The sequence below is a fragment of the Pseudomonas sp. 39004 genome, from assembly GCF_028682155.1.
In the GTDB taxonomy this organism is placed as follows: Bacteria; Pseudomonadota; Gammaproteobacteria; order Pseudomonadales; family Pseudomonadaceae; genus Aquipseudomonas; species Aquipseudomonas capeferrum.
Genome location: NZ_JANIAG010000068.1, coordinates 1 through 21422, shown reverse-complemented (window position 1 = coordinate 21422; position 21422 = coordinate 1). Strand labels below are relative to the sequence as shown.

The following is a 21422-nucleotide window of genomic DNA, read 5'->3' as shown; positions in this document are numbered from 1 at the left end:
CGGACAAGGATTCTCGCCATGCGCCAAGCGCAATCGCTGCATTTCTCCACCCATGACGGTGTCGAGCTGCACTACCGTCATTGGCCCGCTACCCGCAACGAACACCAGCCACGCCGTGCCGTGGTGATGTTCCACCGTGGCCACGAACACGGCGGGCGCATGGCCCACCTGGCCGACGAACTGGACATGCCGGGCTACGACTTTTTTGCCTGGGATGCCCGCGGCCACGGCCAGTCGCCGGGTGCCCGCGGCGACAGCCCGGGGTTCGCCACCAGCGTGCGCGATGTGCAGACCTTCATCGAACATCTGCAGAGCGTGCATGGCATCGCCGAGCAGGACATGGTGGTGCTGGCGCAAAGCGTCGGCGCCGTACTGATCGCCACCTGGGCGCACGACTACGCGCCCAAGGTGCGCTGCCTGGTGTTGGCCTCGCCGGCGTTCAAGGTCAAGCTGTACGTGCCCTTCGCACGCCCTGGACTGAAACTGCTCAAGGCCGTGCGCGGCAACTTCTTCGTCAACAGCTACGTCAAGCCGCGCCTGCTCACCCACGACCCCGAGCGGGTCATGTCGTATGTGGCCGACCCGCTGATCAGCCGGCCGATTTCGGTGACCATGCTGCTGGGCCTGTACGACGCGGCCGACCGCGTAGTGGCGGACGCCCAGGCGATCCAGGTGCCGACCCAGCTGCTGGTCTCGGGTGCCGACCTGGTGGTCGAGCGCAAACCGCAGGTGCGCTTCTTCGAGCGCCTGGGCAGCGCCCGCAAGGAAATGCACACCCTCCCAGGCTTCTTCCACGACACCCTCGGTGAACGTGACCGCGCCCATGCGCTCAGGCGTATCGAGCGCTTCGTCGAGCATTGCTTCGACAGCCCTGTGCAGGCCCCTTCGCTGCTCGATGCCGACAAGGTCGGCGCCAGCTGCGCCGAGGCCGAGAGCCTGGCCGCGCCCTTGCCGCGCAACTCGCCCCGCGACCTCTACTGGCGTGCCACCCGCGCCGGCCTGCGCCTTGGCCAAGGGCTGGCCGAAGGCGTGAAGCTGGGGTTCGACACCGGCTTCGACTCCGGCAGCACCCTCGACTACGTCTACCGCAACCAGGCCACAGGCAAAGGCAAGCTGGGCCGCATGATCGACCGCAACTACCTCGACGCCATTGGCTGGCGCGGCATACGCCAGCGCAAAGTGCACGTCGAAGCGCTGCTACGCGAGGCCATCACCCGCCTGCGCGCGCAGCAACGGCCGGTGCATATCGTCGACATCGCCGCCGGCCATGGTCGCTACATCCTCGAAGCCCTGCAGGACCTCGAACAACTGCCAGACTCGATCCTGCTGCGCGACTACAGCGAGCTGAACGTGCAACAAGGCAGCGCATTGATCGCCGAAAAAGGCCTGGCCGAGGTTGCCCGCTTCGTCCAGGGCGATGCCTTCGACCGCGCCAGCCTCGCGGCGCTGCAGCCAGGCCCTACGCTGGCGGTGGTATCCGGGCTGTACGAACTGTTCCCCAGCAACACCCAGGTAGGCAACTCCCTCGCCGGCCTGGCCGATGCCGTCGAAGAGGGCGGTTACCTGGTCTACACCGGCCAGCCCTGGCACCCGCAACTGGAAATGATCGCCCGCGCCCTGACCAGCCACCGCGGCGGCGAAGCGTGGGTAATGCGCCGGCGCAGCCAGGCAGAGATGGACCAGTTGGTCGAAGCGGCAGGTTTTCGCAAGCTGGCCCAGCGCATCGACGAATGGGGCATCTTCAGCGTCAGCCTGGCGCAACGGGTGCGTGAATGAACCCACCGCGTGAGCCCGGGCTGATCCGCCGTGGCGTGCTCTGGCTCCTGCTGCTGGGGCCGTTCTTCTTCCTCAGCTATGGGCTGGTGAACACCCACACCGCCGGGCGCAGTGATGTCGGCAGCCTGGTGTTCGGCTGGGAACAGCACATGCCGCTGTGGCCGTGGACGATCATCCCGTACTGGTCGATCGACCTGCTGTATGGCTTGTCGTTCCTGCTGCCGCGCACCCGCCGGGAGATGGACCGGCATGCCCTGGCGTTGCTCACGGCACAGGTGATCAGCGTGAGCTGCTTCTTGCTCTGGCCGCTGCGCTTCACCTTCGAACGGCCGGAAATAGGTGGGCTGTACGGCGGGTTGTTCGATGTGCTGATGGGCTTCGACAAGCCTTACAACCAGGCGCCATCGCTGCATATCGCCTTGCTGGTGATCATCTGGGCGATGTTCGCCCGGCACGTGCACCGCCAGCCCTGGCGCTGGGCCATGCACGGCTGGATGACGCTGATCGGCGTCTCGGTGCTGACGACTTGGCAGCATCATTTCATCGACGTGCCCACCGGCGCGTTGGCAGGGTTTGTCTGCCTGTGGCTATGGCCGCGCCAAGGGCTGTTGCCGTGGCAGCAGGCGCGGCTGGCGCGCGATCGCAAACGCTGGCGGCTGGCGCTCTACTACGGTTTGGGGGCGTTGCTGTGCGCGCTGGCGGTGTTCACGGCAGGTGGCGCATGGCTGTGGTTGGCATGGCCTGGCGTGGCGCTGCTGCTGGTGGCGCTGAACTACAGCGTGTTCGGTGCCGGCGGTTTTCAGAAAGACACGGAGGGGCGCTTGTCGGCTGCTGCCTCCTGGCTGATGGCGCCCTACCTGATCGGGGCGTGGATCAACTCACGGCTATGGACCTGGCGCCATCCGCAGCCAGACGCGGTATGTGACGGTGTATTCCTGGGGCGGCTACCAGGGCGTGGCGAAGGTGGGCAGTTCGCTGCCGTCGTCGACCTTTGCGCAGAGCTGCCGCGCCGTTCGGCCGGCACTGGCCCCTTCGCGCAGCAGGGCTATCAAGCGCTCGCCACCCTGGACCTGATCGCCCCCGACAGCACCCTGCTGCACGACGCCGCCGCCGCCATCGAGCAACTGCGCCCTCAAGGCCCCTTGCTGGTCTGCTGCGCCTTGGGTTACTCGCGCAGCGCCAGCGCCGTGGCGGCGTGGCTACTGCTCACTGGCCGCTGCCCCGACGCAGAGCAAGCCGAGCAACGGGTTCGCCAAGCCCGCCCTGGCGTGGTCTTGCACCCCGCCCATCGGCAGGTGCTGCAACGGCTAGGCGCACAGCGATGAGCCTGCACCTGATCGCCAGCCTGCTGGCCCGTGGCCGTCAGCTGGAGCGCCTGTCGGACGGCATCACCCTGTTGGCCCTTGGCTATGGCCTGGCACCCTTGCTGGGCGCACAACTGCCTGCCCTGGCCAGCCTGTTGTGCGCCGTGTTGCTGGTGCTGGGTGTGCTGCACAAGTACTGGGCCATCCGCGTCGCGCTGGACGCCGAGCTGTTCGCCCGCCTCGCCAGCAGCCCTGACCTGCCAGCCGACACCCAGGCCCTGGACCGCGCCCTGTTCGACCTCAACCTCAAACCGCACGTCACCGACAGCCGCGACTGGCTCACCCGCAGCCACGCCGCGCTGGCCCTGCTGCGCCGTCAGGCGGCGTGCCTGGGCCTGCAACTGTCGCTGACCTTGGCTACCCTGCTGACACTGCCTTTTACCGGATGACTACCGCCCCATGCTTGCGACCCTGACCGCCTTCGTCATCACCTCCGCCGCCCGGCTGATCACCGGTGCCCGTGCCTTGTGGCTCGGCTGCACGCCGTTGCCGGTGCAACGCCTCTACTTCGCCAACCACAGCAGCCACGGCGACTTCGTACTGCTGTGGGCGTCGCTGCCAGAACCCCTGCGCAAGCGCACCCGCCCAGTGGCCGGAGCCGACTACTGGGCAAAGCCCGGCATCCGCGATTTTCTCATCCGCAAAGTCTTCAACGGCATATTGATCGAGCGACAGCGCACAGAAGGCCAAGGCAGCCCCCTGCAGCCAATACTCGAAGCGGTGGCCCAAGGCGACTCGTTGATCTTCTTCCCGGAGGGCACCCGCAACCTTGGCGACGAACCGCTCATGCCGTTCAGAAGCGGGCTGTTCCACCTGGCCGCAGCCAACCCCGAGGTCGAGCTGGTGCCTGTGTGGATCGCCAACCTCAACCGGGTCATGCCCAAGGGCCGCGCCCTGCCATTGCCGCTGCTGTGCACATTGAGCTTCGGCGAACCCCTGAACCTGCACGCTGATGAAAGCAAGCAGGCCTTTCTGCAGCGGGCCAGCCAGGCCCTGCTGAACCTGGCGCCGAAGGATGCCTGACATGGATGACAACACACTTTCCCTGTTCGCCGGCATCGGCGCCCTGCTGCTACTCGCCAGCGTGATCGGCCGACTGCTCAAGTGGCGTGCCGGCCCGGCGCCGCATGCGGTGATCGACAACCTCAATGCCCGCATCAACGCCTGGTGGGTGATGGTGCTGGTGATCGGCATCGCCTTCGTATTCGGCAAGTACGGCGTGATCGTGCTGTTCTATGGCGTGTCGTTCTACGCCCTGCGCGAGTTCATGACGCTGACCCCGACCCGGCGCAGCGACTACCCGGCGCTGGTCGCCGCGTTCTATGTGGCGCTGCCGGTGCAGTACCTGCTGATTGCCATGGACTGGTACGGCCTGTTCAGCATCTTCATCCCGGTGTACCTGTTCCTGCTGCTGCCGATCCTGGCCAGCTTCGGTGGCGATACCACACGCTTCCTGGAGCGCGCATCGAAGGTGCAGTGGGGCCTGATGATCGCGGTGTACTGCGTCTCTTCCGTGCCCGCGCTGATGACGCTCGATATCCCGGGCTTCGAGGGCCGCAACTTGCTGCTGATCGCCTGGCTGATCCTGGTGGTGCAGATCAGCGACGTGTTGCAGTACGTGTGCGGCAAGCTGTTCGGCAAACGCAAGGTGGCGCCCAACCTGTCCCCCTCGAAAACCCTTGAAGGCCTGGTCGGTGGCGTGGCACTGGCCACTTTGATCGGCGCCCTGCTGTGCTGGATCACCCCGTTCAACTTCTGGCAGGCGGCCCTGATGGCCCTGACCGTCAACGCCATGGGCTTCTTTGGCGGGCTGGTGATGTCGGCGATCAAGCGTGACCGTGGGGTGAAGGACTGGGGGCACATGATCGAAGGCCACGGCGGCATGCTCGACCGGATGGACTCGGTGTGCTTTGCGGCGCCGGTGTTCTTTCACTTCGTGCGGTACTGGTGGGCTTGAGCAATGAAGGGCTCTGACACGCCGGGGCCGCTATGCGGCCCATCGCAGGCAAGCCAGCGCCTACAAGTGCCGCGTAAACCCTCGGAAGACCAGATATAGCGCGGTCAGGCACCTGGACGTCGAGCCCAGGCAACTGCGGCTCGGCCGATAGCCCTATGGTGACGGGTCATTCATCCAGTCACCAGGAGTTGTGCCATGTCCGATTTCATCACCGTCCTGCGCGAGACCTGCCCGACGCCGGTCGTGGACGCCACCAAGTGGAAGCGCATCGGCGGCGATCCGCACACCGTCAACCTCAATGCCTACCTGTCGGCCGACGGCAGCAAGATCATGGGCACCTGGATCTGCACCCCGGGCAAGTTCGAGGTCAACTACGACAAGTGGGAGTTCTGCCACTTCCTCGATGGCTACTGCATCATCACCCCGGAAGGCGAAGAGCCGAAGCACCTGAAGGCAGGTGATGTGTTCGTGATCGAGCCCGGGATGAAAGGCACCTGGGAAGTGGTCGAGACCGTGCGCAAGTACTTCGTTTTCGCCTGATTGCCAAGCCCTGCTTGCGCAGGGCACCTTCAGCACCCGTAAATCCTGGGCAAAAAAAATCGCGGAGCAGGTGCCCTTCCCTCTGGTGCGCAGTTACAGAGGGAAGGCCGCCTGGCCCGCGATGAAGTCCACCTCGCTCGTCAATCCTTTTTGCGGTACCCCTCGACGATGGCCGAGAAGTCCTTGCCACCCTCCCCGCGCAGGCTCATCGCCTGATACAACTGCTGGGCCACGGCCCCGAGAATCACCGGCTGGTGCGCCTGACGGGCAGCCTCGGTAGCCAGCCCCAAGTCCTTGAGCATCAACTCGGCGCCAAAGCCGCCGGTGTACCCGCGTGAAGCAGGCGCGGTCTCGATCACGCCGGGCCATGGGTTGTACGTGTCTGAGCTCCAGCAACGGCCGGTCGAGCTGTTGATGATGCCGGCCAGCACCTGGGTGTCGATGCCCAGTGCATTACCCAAGGCCATGGCCTCGGACACGCCGATCATCGAAATGCCCAGCAGCAGGTTGTTGCAGATCTTGGCGATTTGCCCGGTACCCACCTCACCGCAATGCACGATGTTGCGGCCCATCTGCTCCAGCACCGGTTTGAGCGTGGCGAACAGCTCGGCGCTGGCACCGACCATGAAGGTCAGGGTGCCGGCCGCCGCGCCGCCGGTGCCACCGGAGACCGGTGCATCGCCCATGTCGACGCCCTTGGCCGCTGCGGCCTTGGACACCTCGCGGGCGGTCTGCGGGTCGATGGTGCTGCAGTCCACGGTCGGTGTGCCGGGGCGTACGCCCGCCAGCACGCCGTCATCGTTCAGGTAGACGCTGCGCACATGGGCTGCGGCCGGCAGCATGGTGATCACCAGCTCGCTGTTGGCCGCTGCTTCCTTGGGTGAAGGGCTGATCTGCCCGCCCAGTTCGGCGAGCTCGGCCAGCACGGTCTTGTTCAGGTCGAACAGGTTCAGCTGATGCCCGGCCTTGATCAGGTTGCGGGCCATGGGCGCGCCCATGTTGCCCAGGCCGATGAATGCGATACGCATGGCGAACTCCTTAGCGCAGGCTGATGGTGGTGTTCACACCGTCATTGACGCTGTCGTCATCGAACCAGCGGGCGGTGACGGTCTTGGTCTGAGTGTAGAACTGCACCACTTGCTTGCCGTACGGGCCGAGGTCGCCGAGCTTGGAGCCGCGCGAGCCGGTGAAGCTGAAGTACGGCACCGGTACCGGGATCGGGATGTTGATGCCGACCTGGCCGATGTCGATCTCGCTCTGGAACTTGCGCGCCGCTGCGCCGCTCTGGGTGAACAGGCCAGTGCCGTTGCCGAACGGGTTGCTGTTGACCAGGGCGATCGCCTCATCGAGGGTATCGACCTCCAGGGTCACCAGCACCGGGCCGAAGATTTCCTGGGTGTAGACCTGCATGTCGGTTTTAACCCCGGAGAACAGGGTCGGGCCGACGAAGTTACCTTGCTCATAGCCCGGCACTTTGACATCACGGCCATCGAGTTCGAGCTTGGCGCCTTCCTTGATGCCGCTTTCGATCAAGCCCAGCACCCGCTCCTTGGCACGCTTGGAGACCACCGGCCCGACGTCGGTACCGGCCTCGGACCCTGCATTGACCTTGAGCTTGCTCGCGGCCTCCTTGATGTCCGGCAGCCACTCGCGGGCCTTGCCCACCAGCACCGCCACCGAGGTGGCCATGCAACGCTGGCCGGCAGCACCAAAGGCCGCGCCGACCAGGGCGTTGACGGTCTGGGTGCGATTGGCGTCAGGCAGTACCACGGCGTGGTTTTTCGCGCCCATCATCGACTGCACACGCTTGCCGTGCTGGCTGCCCAGGTTGTAGACGTGGGTACCGACTTCGGTGGAACCGACGAACGAGATCGCCTTGATGTCCTGATGGGTGCAAATCGCATCCACCACCTGCTTGCCACCGTGCACCACGTTGAGCACACCGGCCGGCACGCCGGCTTCGAGCGCCAGCTCGACCAGCATCATGGTCGACAGCGGGTCCTGTTCGGAAGGTTTGAGCACGAAGGTGTTGCCGCAGACGATGGCCATGGGGAACATCCACAGCGGGATCATGGCCGGGAAGTTGAACGGGGTGATGCCCGCGCACACGCCGATGGGCTGGCGCAGGGTGTAGGTGTCGACGCCGCCGGCAACGTTCTCGGCGAATTCGCCCATCTGCAAGGTGCCAATGGACGCCGCATGCTCGACCACTTCCAGGCCGCGGAAGATATCGCCTTCGGCATCGGCAATGGTCTTGCCCTGCTCGGCGCTGAGGGTCTGGGCGATGCGTTTGGAGTGTTCGCGGATCAGCGCCTGCAGCTTGAGCATGATGCGCATGCGCGCGCCGATCGGGGTGTCACGCCAGGTCTTGAAGGCGCGATGAGCAGCCGCCACGGCAGCGTCGACTTCTTCGACGGTGGCGAACGGCACCCGCGCCAGCACTTGCTGGGTGGCCGGGTTGACGATGTCGCGCCACTCGTCGGTCTTGGATTCGACCCACTGGCCATCGATCAGCAGCTTGACCTGCTCGACCTTGGTCTGGTCGGGGGATTGAGGTGCGTTCATCTGGGTTCTCCTTGGAATTATTGTCGGGTCGAGATCGCCAGCGCCGTGCAAACGCGAGGTGGCGTCCTGGGGCTTGTTTCGAGTATAGATGTGCAAACATCCAACAAGAACGCACAAAAAAACCGGATCATCATGCAAAAAGACCTCACATCCCTCAGCTCGCTCAACTGGGACGACCTGAAGTTTTTCCTCGAAGTGGCACGCACCCGCAAAGCCAGCAGCGCCGCCAAGCGCCTGAGCGTCGACTACACCACGGTGTCACGGCGCATCACATCGCTGGAGGGGGCGCTGGGCACGCTGTTGTTCGAGAAGTCCCGGACCAACGGCTTCGTGCTTACCGCCGAAGGCCAGCGCCTGCTGGGCTATGCCGAGTCGATCGAGAGCACGCTGCACATGGCGTGCGAGCAGGTGTCAGGCTCGGGGGTGGCGTTGTCGGGGCATGTGCGCATGGGCTGCACCGAAGGTTTCGGCAGCTTCTTCGTCACGCCGCAACTGAGCCACTTCGTCGACGCGTATCCGGCCATTTCGGTGGATATCCTGCCGCTGCCGCACTTCATCAGCCTGTCCAAGCGCGAGGCGGACATCGTCATTGCCCTGGAACGGCCCGAGCACGGCCCTTATGTGTGCTGCAAGCTGTGCGACTACCGGTTGCGGCTGTATGCGACCCAGGCGTACCTGGATAACCACGCGCCGATCCGCCAGGTGGGGGATTTGGCCAAGCACCCCTTCATCAGCTACGTGGATGACCTGGCGTTCAGCTCCGAGCTGCTGTACCTGGCCAACCTGATCCCCAATGCCAACGCGCATTTGCGCAGTACCAGCGTGATTGCGCAGTACACCGCAGCATTGCAGGGGCGTGGGCTGGCGATTCTGCCGTGTTTTCTGGCGGCGCAAGACCCGCGATTGGTCACGGTGCTACCGGAGCAGATCGAGGTGACGCGGCAATTCTGGATGTACTGCCGGGAGGATTTGCGCAAGTTGAAGCGCATTACCCTGTTGTGGGATTACATCCGTGGGGTGACCGAGGCGAATGCGCCGTTGTTGATGGGGGAAACCCGTGAGATGCGGTTTGCTCAGGAATGATGCAGCCCTCAGCAACGGCGCCGTACAGGTAGGAGCTGGCTTGGCCTGCGATGGGCTGCGCCCTCGATCGCAGCCAAGCCAACGCCTGCAGGGACCGAGTCGGTCTGCAAGAGATCGCTCAGTACGACGCGACAACAATCGACACCCGTCGATTCTCGGTGCGCCCGGCACTGCTGCGGTTGTCGGCCACCGGTTGGGTGCTGCCCAGGCCGCGGGTCTGGATGTTCTGCGCAGGCATGCCGATTCCGATCAGCGTTCTGGCCACACTCTGCGCCCGGCGCTCGGACAATTGCTGGTTGTAGGCCGCCCTGCCCGACGCATCCGCGTGCCCATCCACCCGCACACCCTGGATACCAACCCCCAGCAGTGCCTTGCCGATACGCTCGACAATCGCCTGGCTCTGACCATTCAGGCCGTCCAGGTCACTGCCGAACAGTACCTTGCCCGACAGATCGAAGGCCCAGCCTTCATCAGTCGGGGCAAAGCCTTCGCGCTTGAGCACGGCGATCTGCTCGGCAGTCAGGCCCTTGGGCGGTGTGCTCTGGCAGCCGGTCAGCGCCAGCAAGGCGAGCAGCAAAGCCCAAAGGGGGAAACGCAAACGATGAATCACGGGTTCAACTCCTGTTTTTGATTTCGGCGGCGGACCGTTCCGTCTGCGCCACTTGCCACTGGCCACGGCGTTTCCGCTTGGCCTGGTACATTGCCGCATCGGCGGCGTCGAGCAGGCTGGCAGGGTCAGTGCCATCCACCGGGTAATAGGCGATGCCGACACTCAGCGAGGTGGCAATGCTGCTGCCACTGTCCAGCTGCACCGGCAGCTTCATGCTGGCGACGATCTTCTCGGCGATGAGCTCGGCGTCTTCACGCGAATGCAGCGGCGTCAGCAACACCGCAAACTCGTCACCGCCCAGGCGCGCCACCAGGTCGTGCTCACGCAGCTGGGCGCGGATGCGGTCGGCAACGCTGATCAGCACCTCGTCGCCTACGGCATGGCCCAAGCTGTCATTGATCTGCTTGAAGTGGTCACTGTCGAGGAACAGCACCGCCAGGTGATCCTGCTGGCGCGCAGCATTGCGCAGGCAACGGCTGAGGCGCCCTTCGAAGAAGGCGCGGTTGGGCAGGCCGGTCAGGCTATCGTGGCTGGCCTGGTGGGCCAGGGTCTGGTTTTCGCTCTGCAGGTGGCTGTGCCACACCTCCAGTTCATCGAGCAAGGCGTTGAAGTCGTTACCCAGCTCGTTGAGTTCGGCGATCGGCGCCTCCGGCACGCGACGGTCGAAGCGCCGTTCGCGCCGCGCGGCATGGGCAACGCTGGCCAGGCCACGCAATGGCCGGACGATGTCGCCGAGCAGGCGCCGCGACAAGTACAGGGCGATGACTGCGCTGAGCACCATGCACAACAGGATCCCGCCCAACCCGCCGAGCAGGAACAGCAACAGGCTGCGGCCCTGGCCAATCAGCTCGATGTGCCCGACCTTTTGCTGCTGGTGAAGGATCGGCAGGTTGACCGGTTCGTCCAGCAGCGTGGTGGCGACCAGGGTTTCCAAGTGCGCGAGCATGCCGCTGTCGTTGCGTTGCCAGTGGGCCAGTTGCTCACCGTCATTGTTGAATACCTTGGCGTCGGCCACCTCTTCGGTACTGGCGATCAGCGCCAGCGCCTCATTGGCCGCGACGCGGTCGTCGAACACCACAGCGGCTTCCACGGTGTAGGTGATCGAGCGGGCGATCAGGTGCAGGTTGTGGTTGGCATAGACCTGCAGGGCAAGCACGCCCAGCACGGTCAGCGAAACACCGACCAGGCCTACGGCGAGCAGGGCAACATTGAGGTGCCCACGGCCGAGCACCGAACGCAGGGTCGGGCGCATGCGCTTGTTGGCAGCTTTCATGGCTGCGCACCTCGGCGCCGCGACAATTGCAGCACGCTGGGGTGGATGCGTACGCCCGAACGGGCCACGGAGTCGAGGTTCACTTCAAAGGCGACCTGCTGATCGCTGACCCGCAGGCAGAACAAGCTGCCGACGGTACAGGGGTCGTCTGCCTCGCTGATGCTCAATACCGGGTGACCGCTGACGCGCTGGAACAACCGATCGCGTTGGCCTTGATCGAGCTTGCCGATGTAAATGGCATCGCAGGCCTGGGCGACGTGTGCATCGTCAGCCAGCAGGCGACGGACCTGCAAAGGCCGCCCGGATTCCTGCACATGCCCTTTGATCAGGTCGTCTGCGTACTCGGTAGGGCCGACCAGGCACAGGCGCAACGGCGCAGGTTCGGCTGGCCAGCGTGCGTAGCTGAAGATTCCCAATACCACCTGGGTGACGGCCTTGGCGCGTTGCTGTGCTTGCACAGCGGTGGCTGAGGATTCCGCCCAGGCAGGGCCTGCCAGTAGCGACAGGGCGGCCAGCAACAGCGAAAGCATACAGCTCGTCAATCGCCTCCCGGCCACGGTCATGTGGGAAATCTCTCGAAGTCCTTTCAGATATTGGCGCAACGATAGCACATGGCCGCCAACCCTGACTTGCGTGGCTTTTGTAGGAGCGGCCTTGCCGGGGCGCCGGACCGGTCGGAAAGGGCTGCGCAGCAGCCCCGGCGATCTTGTTGCAACCACGGAACCTTGTTGCAACCACGGAACCTTGTTGCACCACAGAAACTTGTTGCACCACAGTAACTGGGGCTGCTGCGCAGCCCTTTCCGACCGGTCCGGCGCCCCGGCAAGGCCGCTCCTACAAGGGCCGCGCCGCAATGATGGCAGCCGTGGGAGATTCAGACCTGTTCGAGCATCAGGCCGGAGATCCGCCGCACCTTGCGTGACACCGCCTCTTCGAATATGCCCTGCCGTGGCTCGATCAGGCTGAAGCAATGCTTGGCCCGGGTGATGCCGGTGTACACCAGCTCTTTGGTCAACACCGGGTTGAGGGCGTCCGGCAGCACCAGCGCGGTATGGCTGAACTCCGAGCCCTGGGACTTGTGCACGGTCATGGCGAACACGGTTTCCACCTCGTTGAGCCGGCTTGGCAAGACAAAACGTACCCCGCCGTTGCCATCGTTACGCGGGAAGGCAACCCGCAGCAGCGGCTCGCCCCGCTCATCCGGCAGGCGCAAGGCGATGCCGATGTCACCGTTCATCAGGCCCAGGCCATAATCGTTGCGCGTCACCAGCACGGGCCGGCCCTCGTACCAGGGCTGCTGGGCGTCGATCAGCCCGGCATTGTGCAGCACCCGAGCCACCCGCTCATTGAGGCCCTCTACCCCCCAAGCGCCCCGGCGTACCGCGCAGAGCAGCTGGAAGTCCTCGAAACCGTGCAGTACCTTGCTCGCCCATTGCTCCCACAGGGGGTCGTCATAAGCGGTGCCAGGTGCCGGCCGATAACGCCCCAGGGTCCGCAGGTAACTGCGATAGCCTTGCGGGCCCTCGGCGCCGCGGTTGAGGCCGTCAAGCAGCAAACGGTCGAAGGCCCGGTCCTGTTCGTTCTTCAGCGACAGGCCATTCACATCGGGCGGTGGCAGGGCGAGCAGATTGCGCGCCGCATGCGATTCCTGACGGTTGACCAGCCGAGCCAATTGGCCAATGCCGCTGCCCTCGCCGAAGCGCCGGGAAAAACGCAGCATCACCACCTGCTGCGCCAGCGGATTGCGCTGCGCATCACCGGCCATCAGGCCACTGCCCTGCAGCGACTGGCCGCCGATCTGCTCCAGCCACGCCTGGGTCGCGGCCGAGTAGCAACCGTCCTCGGCATCCCGGCACAGGTCACCCAGTACCGCACCCGCCTCGACCGAGGCCAACTGGTCTTTATCACCCAGCAGGATCAGCCGCGCGCGAGGTGGCAGCGCATCGAGCAGGTTGGCCATCATCTCCAGGTCGATCATCGAGGCCTCGTCGACCACCAGCACGTCCAATGGCAACGGATTACCCGCATGGTGGCGGAAGTGCCGCGACCCCGGGCGGCTGCCCAGCAACCGGTGCACGGTGCTGACCTCGGTGGGGATCTGCCCACGCACGGCAGCACTGACCTGCAGCCGCTCGACCTGCTGGCCGATGGACTCGGTCAGGCGCGCCGCCGCCTTGCCGGTCGGCGCGGCCAGGCGAATGCGCAAAGGCCTGCCCTGCTCCACCGCCGGCGCCTGCAGCAAGGCCAGCAACCGCACCACCGTGGTGGTCTTGCCGGTGCCGGGGCCGCCAGTGATGATGCTGAAGCCGGCCCGGGTCGCCAGGGCGCAGGCAAGCTTTTGCCAGTCGACCTGGCCAGCCAGGGCGCCTTCGTCGAACAACTGGCCCAGGCGAGCCGGCAAGTCGCTGGGCGCCGCCTCGTGCTGGCTCAGGCGCTGGCGCAGGTTGTGGTCGATGCGCCGCTCGTAGCTCCAGTAGCGGCGCAGGTACAGACGCTCGCCACTGATGACCAGCGGCCGTGCCTGCTGGCCGGGTGTGTCGCCACTGGCCACCAGTGGGCTGGCCGCGATGCGCTGGCGCCAGGCCTGAAGGTCCAGGCCTGCAAGCAGTTGCGAAGGCAACAGCAAGGGGCCGATCAGGGCGTCACCTTCCGGCGGCAGCGACAGCGCGAAGTCCGGCTCGGCCAGGGTCTGCTGCAGGTCCAGGCAGACATGCCCATGGCCCAGCTGATGGCTTGCCAGGGCTGCCGCCAGCAACAGCAATGGGTCGCTACCAGGGGCGCGTTCGTCGAGAAACGACACGAAGGCACGGTCGAGGGCGCGCAGCCAGCCACGCTCGACCCAACGGTCCAGCAGTAGCAGCAGGTCGCCGCTGTCGCGCTGCGGCGCCAGGGCCAGCAGGTGCTCGGCATGCAAGGGGGTGGGCAACAGGTCGGTGAGGCTTCGGCTCATGGCGCGGCTCCGGCAAACAGGTCCTGCTGCTCGGGCGCGGACTCACCACGGAACAGTGCATCGAGTGCTTCGATCAGCACCCGCGGTGGCTTGGCGAAGTACACGCCATGGCCACTGCTGCTGGCACCACGCAGGAAGATGAACAGGGCGCCGCCGACATGGCGGTCGTAATCGTAATCAGGCAGCCGGGCGCGCAACTGACGGTGCAGGGCCAGCAGATACAGGACGTACTGCAAATCGTAGCGATGCTCGAGGATGGCTTTTTCCATGGCCAAGCTGTCGTAAGCCTGGATGTCCGGGCCCAGCCAGTTGGATTTGTAATCGGCCACGTAATAGCGCCCGTCCAGCTCGAAGGCCAAGTCGATGAAGCCCTTGAACATGCCATTGAGCAACGTCGGTTGCGCCGCCGGGCGCGCATGGCCTGGGTGGGTGTGGCGCGCCACCAGCCGATCGAGCTGTTCGGCGTCGACCTGATGGCTGGCGAACCAGAACTCCATTTCGATCTGGTAATGACGCAACTGCGCAAGGCTCAAGCTTACTTCCTGTCCCAGGACAGGCAATGATTCGTTCAGCAACCGGTGCAGCCAGGGCGTCAGCGTCGCGATCCAGCCAGTCCAGTCACGCCGATTGCAGCGCTGCCCGACCGTGCGTTCGATCAGCTCAAGGTTGCCGCTGACCTCAGCGAAACCTTCACGGCCAGCCCACTCCAGCAGGCCGTGCAGGAAGGTGCCGGGGTTCGGCCCCCGCGGGAAGCGGTGGATATCGCCGCCTTCTGCCGGCACCTCGCGCAGTACCTGGGCGTCGACCACTTCGTCATCCAACAGTTGCTGGGCCTGCGAGCTGTCGGCGCCGAGGGTCTGCTCACCGACGCGCAGGGCACTGTAGGACGCGATCCACCAGTTCTCGGCGGCCGCCCGCCGGGGTTTGCGCGCAGGCAGCAGCTCACGTTCGGCATGCGGCATGCGATACCCCTGATCGTCGGCCAGCGGCAGCGGCGGGCAGGCAATGTACGGGCAGGCCGATGCCAACGCCTGCAGCCAGCCCGCCAGTTGCTCGGAACCCGGCAGGGCAAGGCCACCGCCCAGCAGGTAACCGAGCGCCGAACGGTGCAGTTGCGAGTGCTTCTGGTTGCCGCGTTTCAAGTCGGCGACGCCGAGCCAGCAGGCATGCTGGGCGCGGGTCAGGGCCACATAGAGCAGGCGCAGGTCTTCGGCCAGGCGCTCGTCATCGGCCCGGGCGATCTGCTCTTGGTCAGGCGTAAGGGTCAGGTGGGCGTTACCTTGGCTGTCATGCCAGGCCAACGGCAGGCGCGTACCGTCTACCGGCTTGCTGGTGCAGATGAACGGCAGGTAGACCAACGGGTATTCCAGGCCCTTGGACTTGTGGATAGTCACCACCTTGACCAGTTGCTCATCGCTCTCCAGCCGCAGGATCTGCTCTTCACCGGCCTGGCCGGAGTTGGACAGGTGCTCGGCCAGGTGACGGATCAACGCCTGCTCGCCATCCAGCTCACCTGCCGCCTGTTGCAGCAATTCGGCCAGGTGCAGCAGGTTGGTCAGCACGCGCTCGCCGTCACTGCGGGCGATGAGCGTGCGCGGCAGCTGAAAGTCGTGCAGCAGGTGCCGCAGCATCGGCAGCACACCCTGGCGCTGCCAGGTCTCGCGGTAACGACGAAAACGCATGACCCAGTCTTCCCACACGCGCTCGTCCTGGTTCAGCTTGTCCAGCGCTGCCAATGACAGGTCGAGGGTGAGGCTGGCCAGGGCAGCCTTGAGCAGGCGCTCCGAGTCCGGTTCGGCGCAGGCCTTCAGCCACGCCAGCAGGTCATGGGCCTCTTGGGCGGCGAATACCGAGTCCTTGTCGGACAGGTATACGCTGCGCACATCCCGAGCAGCCAGCTCGCCACGGATCATCTGGGCTTCGTGGCCGTCGCGCACGAGGATGGCGATATCCGATGGCAGGCAAGGGCGCAGTTCGCCTTCGCCGTTACGGAACCCCGCCGTGCCCTGCTGGCCACCGTTGAGCAGGGCGACGATATGGCTGGCGCAGCTGGCCGCCAACTGCTGACGGTACAGGGTGCCCGAGACCGGTTCTTCGCTCTGCAGTTGCCAGCATTGCAAGGCTGCACACACCTCGCCATCCACCAGCAGCTGTTCGCCACGGCCTTTGGCACGCACCTCGATGAACGGCAACGGGTTGTCTTCGGCTTCACGGAACAGGAACGCCCCTCGCCCCTGGCTTCGCGTCTCGGCCTGGAGGAACACCTGGTTGACCGCCGCGACCATCGCCTGGCTCGAGCGGTAGTTGGTGTCCAGGCTGTGCAGGCGCCCGGTGGTGGCGCGCCGGGCGGCAAGGTAGGTATAGATGTCGGCGCCGCGGAAGGCATAGATCGCCTGCTTGGGGTCGCCGATCATGAACAGCCCGGTTTCGGTGCGGTTTTCGGTGATCTGGTAGATCCGCTCGAAGATGCCGTACTGGACCGGGTCGGTGTCCTGGAATTCGTCGATCAGTGCCACCGGGAACTGCTCACGAATCAACCCGGCCAGGCGCTCGCCGGCCTCGCTGGCCAGGGCATGTTGCAGGCGCAGCAGCATGTCGTCGAAGCCCATTTCGGCGCGCCGACGCTTTTCCACTTCAAAACGCGCCGAGACCCAGCTGGCAGCATGTTCGAGCAGCCGCGCATCCGGGCTGGCCAGCGCCTGCAATTGCTGTTGCAGCGTCTGCATGGCATGCAGCCCCGGGTGATCGGGTGGCTCGCCTGACTTCCAGGCCTCGGCCATGCCGGCCGGGGTCAGGCGGGTAAAGCCGGTACCCAGGTCGAGTTCGACGATGTGTTCGTCGGCGGCCCATGCGCTCAGCTTGTCGAACCAGGGTTCGAAGTAGCGTGCCTGCATCTTGCGCCCGTCGGCCAGCTTGGCGGCCACGGCATCGCGGCAGATCTGCCGCAGATCATCGGCCCACTGTGCCCAGGGCGCCTTGAGCTGGGCCAACTGCTCGGTACGTTGCGCAAGCGCGTCTTCAATCAACGCCTCGGGTTCTTGCTCGTGCTGCTGGGCCCGTACCCGACCGAACAGCGGGCGAATGCGCGGCAACAGCGCGTCGGGGCTGCCCCAGTGGCCACGCACCCAGGCCAGCGCCTCACCCTGCATGCCATAGCAGAACCGCCGCCAGTAATCGCGCATGACCTGGCCAAGCAGGGCGGTGTGATCGGTCTCCAGCGTCTGGGTGAACAGGCTGCCGCTGTCGAACGCGTGCTCGCGAAGCATGCGCTGGCACCAACCGTGAATGGTCGACACCGCCGCTTCATCCATCCATTGCACGGCGATTTCCAGGCGGCTGGCGCAACGCGGCCAAGCTTCTTGCGGGTAATCGTCGCGCAACTGATGCAGCAGTGGGTCGGCCGCTTCAAGCTCGCCACGGAAGAACCGCGCCGCTTCGGCCAGCCGGGCACGTATGCGTTCGCGCAGCTCTTTGGTGGCGGCGTCGGTAAAGGTCACCACGAGGATCTGCGGGGGCAACAGCTCACGGCCGAAAGCCTGTTCGCCGCCGTGGCCGAGGATCAGCCGCAGGTACAGCGCCGAAATGGTGAATGTCTTGCCGGTACCGGCGCTCGCTTCGATCAGCTGGCTGCCATACAGGGGGAAACTCAGTGCCAGGGGACGGTCCTGGGTCATGCGCCACTCTCCGGGTTGCCCAGGGCCTGCCAGGGTGCGTTGAACAATGGGCGGTACAGGGTTTCGCACCAGCCTTCAAAGGTTTCGTCGGCGCTGAGCGCGGCGAAATCACGGAACTGCCGGGCCAGGGCAATACTTTCGCTGCGCTCGCCGAAGCTGTTGCGCTCGTCACCTTCATAGGCACGGGCCGCTGCGGCCAGCGCCTTGTCGGCATCGTCCTGGCCCAGCCAGGCAAAGGCAGTCTTGGCTGCCACCGACAGTGGCGCGTTCATTGCCGCCTGGCGCGCTACCAGGAGGTCGCCGAGCAGCTGCGCCGCCTCACCTTGCGGCAACGGCGCGAGCAGCAGGGTCAGGTCACTGGCCACCAGCGCACTGTTAAGCGGGTAACCCGCAGCACAGGCGGCCAGGTGCATGACCCAGGGCGCAATCAGCCGGTGCCACTTGTAGTTGTTGCGCCCGGCGCTGATGGTGTTCGGTACTGTGGTGATACTGAGCAGGCTTTGATCTTCTGCCTGGTAAACCCGGCCCAGCCAGCCTTCGAGGCGATGCCTGCCCTGTTCGAAATGAACAGGCAATGCGCCTTCGACCAGGTGCGGCCAGCGTTGCAACAGCTGACGATGGCGTTGCAGCAGATCGGGCAGTGGCTGGATCAGCTCGGCCTGCAAGAGCTGCCCGAAACCGGCAAGGGGCAACAGGCCACAGGCTTGCAGACGGCGGGCTTGCGCCTGCAAGGCGGGCTCGGCATGGTCCGGGTCGGCCAATGCGGCATTCAACAGGCTTTCGGCGGCACCATAGCGCTGCAAGGTATCGAGCACGAATGGCTCTTCATCCGGGGTCGGCGCCTCCAGGGCTTCGAAGAACACCTTCAAGCGCTGGCTGAAGAAGTGCCGCACCGGATGGCGAAGAAAGTCGTGCAGTTGCGTCAGGCTCAGCGCCTCATCATCGACGAAGGGCGGTAGATCGGGGACGGGCTGCGCGACCGCCTGCCCGGGCAGATGCAGCACCTGCCACTCATGGGCGAAGCTGAACAAAGGGCTGCCCTTCTGGAAATAACGCGGGCTGAACGGCTGCAGCGGGTGCTCCTGCGTCAAGGCATGCAGCAACCGCTCGTCCGGCCCAAGCCCTGGGCCCGCGTCGGTGCCGGCCAAACGCCAACCTGCAGCCACATGGTCGCGTAACTGGCCGATAAGCACCGAGGCCGGGCGCTCACTGTTGTCGCGGATACTGCGCCCGACCCAGCTGACATACAGCTGATCGCGTGCCGACAGCAGGGCTTCGAGCAGCAAGTAACGGTCATCTTCACGGCGCGAGCGATCACCGGGGCGATAGTCGCTGGCCATCAGGTCGAAGTCCAGTGGCTGCTGGGCGCGGGGGTAGTCACCATCGTTCATGCCCAGCAGGCAGACCACCCGGAAGGGGATGGCGCGCATGGGCATGAGGGTGCAGAAGTTTACCGAGCCGGCGAGAAAGCGCTGGGACAGTTTGCCCTGATCCAGGCCAGACAACCATGCCTCGCGGACCACGGTCAGCGGTAGCGAGTCCTGCAGCCCGACGGTTTCGCACACTTGCAGCCAGGCATCGCGCAAGTCCTGCAGCTGCATCAACAGAAACTCGTCGTGCTCACCTTCAGCCAGGAAGAACACCTGCAACAAGGCATTCAGGCGTTCGCCCCACTGGGTGACGGTCGCGGGCTGGGCCAGTGCCTGGCACGCCACATCCAGGGCATCCAGCAAGGCTACGAGCGGGCCGATCAGAGCGGCATCCAGGCCGCCGATTTCGTCATAGGGTTCAATGCCATCACAGCCCTCACCTACGCCAACGGCATAACCCAGCAGCATACGCCGCAGGCCGAACCGCCAGCTGTTCTGCTCCAAGCCTTCCGGCAAGCCCAGGCTGGCGCGCTGCTCGGCATCCAGGCCCCAACGGATACCGGCGCCTTCAATCCAGCGATGCAGGGTGGGCAAGTCACTCTCACGGATGGCGAAACGGGCGCGTACCGCCGGCACGTCGAGCAGGTCGAGCACTTCGCTGACGGCAAAACGGCTATCCGGCAACTTGAGCAGGTGCTCCAGGGCAATCAGCAATGGCTCCCGACCGCGTTGGCCTTGATCGGTGAGGGTGAACGGAATGTAGCGTGGGTCATGACGCTGCAACTGCCCGAACACGGCACGGATATGAGGGGCGTAGGTGTCGATTGCCGGCAGCATCACGATCACGTCGCGCGGGCGCAGGGTAGGGTCGGCGCTGAAGCGTGCCAGAAGCTGGTCGTGGAGAATCTCCACCTCGCGTTGCGGGCTGTGGGCAACGTGAAAGCGCATTGAACGGTCCTGCGCGAGGTCGACTTGCGGCCAACGCTCACGGGTTTCGGCGAGCGGGCGCAGTTCAAGGATGTCATCTTGCAGCTGGTTGAGCAGCGTCGTCGGCGAACCCTCGCTGAACAGGTCGATGCGCCCCTCGCTGAACACACCGCGGTAGCTGCCCGGATCGTCATAGCTGTCGAGCAGGTTGATGTAGTCACGGCCCTGCTTGCCCCAGGCGGCCAGCAGAGGATGCGCGTGCTGGTGCAGGGACTGGTCGTCCAGCAGCAGCGGCATGCCCTGCTTGCGCTGTTGGCGTTTGTACTGATGGCGCAGCAGGTCTTTGTCGGCGACGATATCGGCCCAGTGATGGCGGCAAGGGTTGTGAACGCAAAGCAGTACCTGGCTGAACCGGGCCAGCCCAGCCAACGCCTCCAGTGCCTGGGCCGGCAGGGAGGAGATACCGAACACGATCACCCGCGATGGCAGGCCCGCAGGGGCTTGTTCCAAGCTGTTGATGCGCTCGATGAAACGCTGATGCACACCCGCGCGACTCTGCGCCATGCCTTGTTCGCCGACATCTTCCAGCAGGGCGCGCCACAGCTCGGCCTGCCAGCGATTGCCAGGGGGCAGCGCTTTACGCTCGCCTCGAGCGGTATTGAGGACGTGATCACCGCCCGCCCAGTCCTTGAGCCAGTCGGCTCGGTAGACCTGGTATTGGTCGAACAGGTCGGCGAGGCGCTCGGCAAGCTGGTAACGCTTGCGCAGGTCGCTATCGTCGGTCAGAAAACGCCGCAAGGGCTCGAAGTGCTCGCGCTCGATCAACGAGGGCAGCAAGCGCATCAGGCGCCAGGTCAGCGGGGCCTTGTCGAGCAAGGACACCTCAGGGATTTCATCGCGACCCAGTACTCGACGATAAAGCTGCCACATGAAACTACCGGGCAGTTGCACATCGATCGCGGCGGCGATGCCACAGCCGCCGAGGTCTCCCTCTTCAGGGTCTTCAGCCAGCGCCAGTTTCAGCCACTGGGCAATGCCGTTGCTTTGCACCAGGGCAATTTCATTTTCCAACGGCGCTAACGGGTACCGACGCATCCAGCTCACCACCAAGCTGCGCAAGTCGTCGAGGCGGTTGCCATGCACGATCATGAAGCCGGGCTGGAGGGTGGTGGTGTTGACCATTGAGCATTCCCTGGAAGGCAGTGGGTTCTGATGCGGAACCATATCACGGGGCATGCCCGGGCTTATGGCGAGCATGGCGACAATTCTTTTCCAGCCGCAAAGACAAAACCCCTACCTGCTTGCGCAGATAGGGGTTTTGCGAAATGAATCT

The 21422-nt window shown here is 65.0% G+C and carries 15 protein-coding genes; 7 read left to right on the top strand and 8 right to left on the bottom strand.

The features are described from left to right. Nucleotides 1-18: 18 nt before the first annotated feature. The 6 genes from NP534_RS13745 (at nt 19) to NP534_RS13720 (ending at nt 5637) form a co-directional block, all read left to right on the top strand. On the top strand, nt 19-1776 hold the full coding sequence (locus NP534_RS13745) for a bifunctional alpha/beta hydrolase/class I SAM-dependent methyltransferase (protein ID WP_274099062.1): 1758 nt from the start codon (nt 19-21) through the stop codon (nt 1774-1776). Further along, nucleotides 1773-3101, top strand: a complete 1329-nt coding sequence (locus tag NP534_RS13740) for a phosphatase PAP2/dual specificity phosphatase family protein (RefSeq protein WP_274099061.1) — start codon at nt 1773-1775, stop codon at nt 3099-3101. The genes NP534_RS13745 and NP534_RS13740 overlap by 4 nt, the downstream gene beginning before the upstream one ends. Next, complete coding sequence (locus tag NP534_RS13735; RefSeq protein ID WP_274099060.1) at nt 3098-3529, top strand: hypothetical protein; 432 nt, start codon at nt 3098-3100, stop codon at nt 3527-3529. The genes NP534_RS13740 and NP534_RS13735 overlap by 4 nt, the downstream gene beginning before the upstream one ends. Nucleotides 3530-3539: 10 nt before the next feature. Further along, entirely contained in the window at nt 3540-4163 is a 624-nt protein-coding gene (locus NP534_RS13730; RefSeq protein ID WP_033702968.1) for a lysophospholipid acyltransferase family protein, read from the top strand. 1 nt (nt 4164) lies between these two features. Then, entirely contained in the window at nt 4165-5097 is a 933-nt protein-coding gene (locus NP534_RS13725; protein WP_033702976.1) for a phosphatidate cytidylyltransferase, read from the top strand. A 195-nt stretch (nt 5098-5292) separates the two neighbouring features. Then, nucleotides 5293-5637, top strand: a complete 345-nt coding sequence (locus NP534_RS13720) for a cupin domain-containing protein (RefSeq protein WP_003251579.1) — start codon at nt 5293-5295, stop codon at nt 5635-5637. A gap of 140 nt (nt 5638-5777) precedes the next feature. On the opposite strand, the gene mmsB is transcribed toward NP534_RS13720, so the two are convergent. Further along, entirely contained in the window at nt 5778-6665 is an 888-nt protein-coding gene (gene mmsB, locus NP534_RS13715) for a 3-hydroxyisobutyrate dehydrogenase (protein ID WP_274099059.1), read from the bottom strand. Nucleotides 6666-6675: 10 nt separating this feature from the next. Next, complete coding sequence (locus NP534_RS13710) at nt 6676-8202, bottom strand: CoA-acylating methylmalonate-semialdehyde dehydrogenase (RefSeq protein ID WP_274099058.1); 1527 nt, start codon at nt 8200-8202, stop codon at nt 6676-6678. A 132-nt stretch (nt 8203-8334) separates the two neighbouring features. Between NP534_RS13710 and NP534_RS13705 the strand changes: the two genes are divergently transcribed. Further along, nucleotides 8335-9285 carry a LysR family transcriptional regulator gene (locus tag NP534_RS13705; protein WP_033702979.1) on the top strand — a complete coding sequence of 317 codons (951 nt, stop codon included), beginning with the start codon at nt 8335-8337 and terminating at the stop codon, nt 9283-9285. A 118-nt stretch (nt 9286-9403) separates the two neighbouring features. Here the strand turns inward: NP534_RS13705 and NP534_RS13700 are convergent, their stop codons facing one another. The 6 genes from NP534_RS13700 to recC all read right to left on the bottom strand — a co-directional run bounded on the left by NP534_RS13700 (nt 9404) and on the right by recC (nt 21271). After that, nucleotides 9404-9895: an OmpA family protein gene (locus NP534_RS13700; RefSeq protein WP_274099057.1), complete on the bottom strand. Its 492-nt coding sequence runs from the start codon at nt 9893-9895 to the stop codon at nt 9404-9406. A gap of 4 nt (nt 9896-9899) precedes the next feature. Beyond that, nucleotides 9900-11168 carry a diguanylate cyclase domain-containing protein gene (locus NP534_RS13695; protein ID WP_274099056.1) on the bottom strand — a complete coding sequence of 423 codons (1269 nt, stop codon included), beginning with the start codon at nt 11166-11168 and terminating at the stop codon, nt 9900-9902. After that, nucleotides 11165-11731: a YfiR family protein gene (locus NP534_RS13690; RefSeq protein ID WP_274099055.1), complete on the bottom strand. Its 567-nt coding sequence runs from the start codon at nt 11729-11731 to the stop codon at nt 11165-11167. Before NP534_RS13690 ends, NP534_RS13695 begins: the two co-directional genes overlap by 4 nt. A gap of 311 nt (nt 11732-12042) precedes the next feature. Then, nucleotides 12043-14118, bottom strand: a complete 2076-nt coding sequence (gene recD / locus NP534_RS13685) for an exodeoxyribonuclease V subunit alpha (RefSeq protein ID WP_274099054.1) — start codon at nt 14116-14118, stop codon at nt 12043-12045. Next, nucleotides 14115-17792, bottom strand: coding sequence for an exodeoxyribonuclease V subunit beta (gene recB / locus NP534_RS13680; protein ID WP_274099053.1), 3678 nt, complete (start codon nt 17790-17792; stop codon nt 14115-14117). The genes recD and recB overlap by 4 nt, the downstream gene beginning before the upstream one ends. Beyond that, a complete protein-coding gene (gene recC, locus NP534_RS13675; protein WP_274099052.1) occupies nt 17789-21271 on the bottom strand; it encodes an exodeoxyribonuclease V subunit gamma in 3483 nt (1160 codons plus the stop codon). The genes recB and recC overlap by 4 nt, the downstream gene beginning before the upstream one ends. Nucleotides 21272-21422: the final 151 nt, after the last annotated feature.

Bases quoted from the DNA above. Each gene is read 5' to 3' on its own strand.
- NP534_RS13740 (WP_274099061.1), top strand. From the start codon at position 1,773: ATGAACCCACCGCGTGAGCCCGGGCTGATCCGCCGTGGCGTGCTCTGG.
- NP534_RS13695 (WP_274099056.1), bottom strand. From the start codon at position 11,168: ATGAAAGCTGCCAACAAGCGCATGCGCCCGACCCTGCGTTCGGTGCTC.
- NP534_RS13735 (WP_274099060.1), top strand. From the start codon at position 3,098: ATGAGCCTGCACCTGATCGCCAGCCTGCTGGCCCGTGGCCGTCAGCTG.
- NP534_RS13705 (WP_033702979.1), top strand. From the start codon at position 8,335: ATGCAAAAAGACCTCACATCCCTCAGCTCGCTCAACTGGGACGACCTG.
- recB (WP_274099053.1), bottom strand. From the start codon at position 17,792: ATGACCCAGGACCGTCCCCTGGCACTGAGTTTCCCCCTGTATGGCAGC.
- NP534_RS13725 (WP_033702976.1), top strand. From the start codon at position 4,165: ATGGATGACAACACACTTTCCCTGTTCGCCGGCATCGGCGCCCTGCTG.
- NP534_RS13720 (WP_003251579.1), top strand. From the start codon at position 5,293: ATGTCCGATTTCATCACCGTCCTGCGCGAGACCTGCCCGACGCCGGTC.
- NP534_RS13710 (WP_274099058.1), bottom strand. From the start codon at position 8,202: ATGAACGCACCTCAATCCCCCGACCAGACCAAGGTCGAGCAGGTCAAG.
- NP534_RS13690 (WP_274099055.1), bottom strand. From the start codon at position 11,731: ATGACCGTGGCCGGGAGGCGATTGACGAGCTGTATGCTTTCGCTGTTG.
- mmsB (WP_274099059.1), bottom strand. From the start codon at position 6,665: ATGCGTATCGCATTCATCGGCCTGGGCAACATGGGCGCGCCCATGGCC.
- NP534_RS13730 (WP_033702968.1), top strand. From the start codon at position 3,540: ATGCTTGCGACCCTGACCGCCTTCGTCATCACCTCCGCCGCCCGGCTG.
- recD (WP_274099054.1), bottom strand. From the start codon at position 14,118: ATGAGCCGAAGCCTCACCGACCTGTTGCCCACCCCCTTGCATGCCGAG.
- recC (WP_274099052.1), bottom strand. From the start codon at position 21,271: ATGGTCAACACCACCACCCTCCAGCCCGGCTTCATGATCGTGCATGGC.
- NP534_RS13745 (WP_274099062.1), top strand. From the start codon at position 19: ATGCGCCAAGCGCAATCGCTGCATTTCTCCACCCATGACGGTGTCGAG.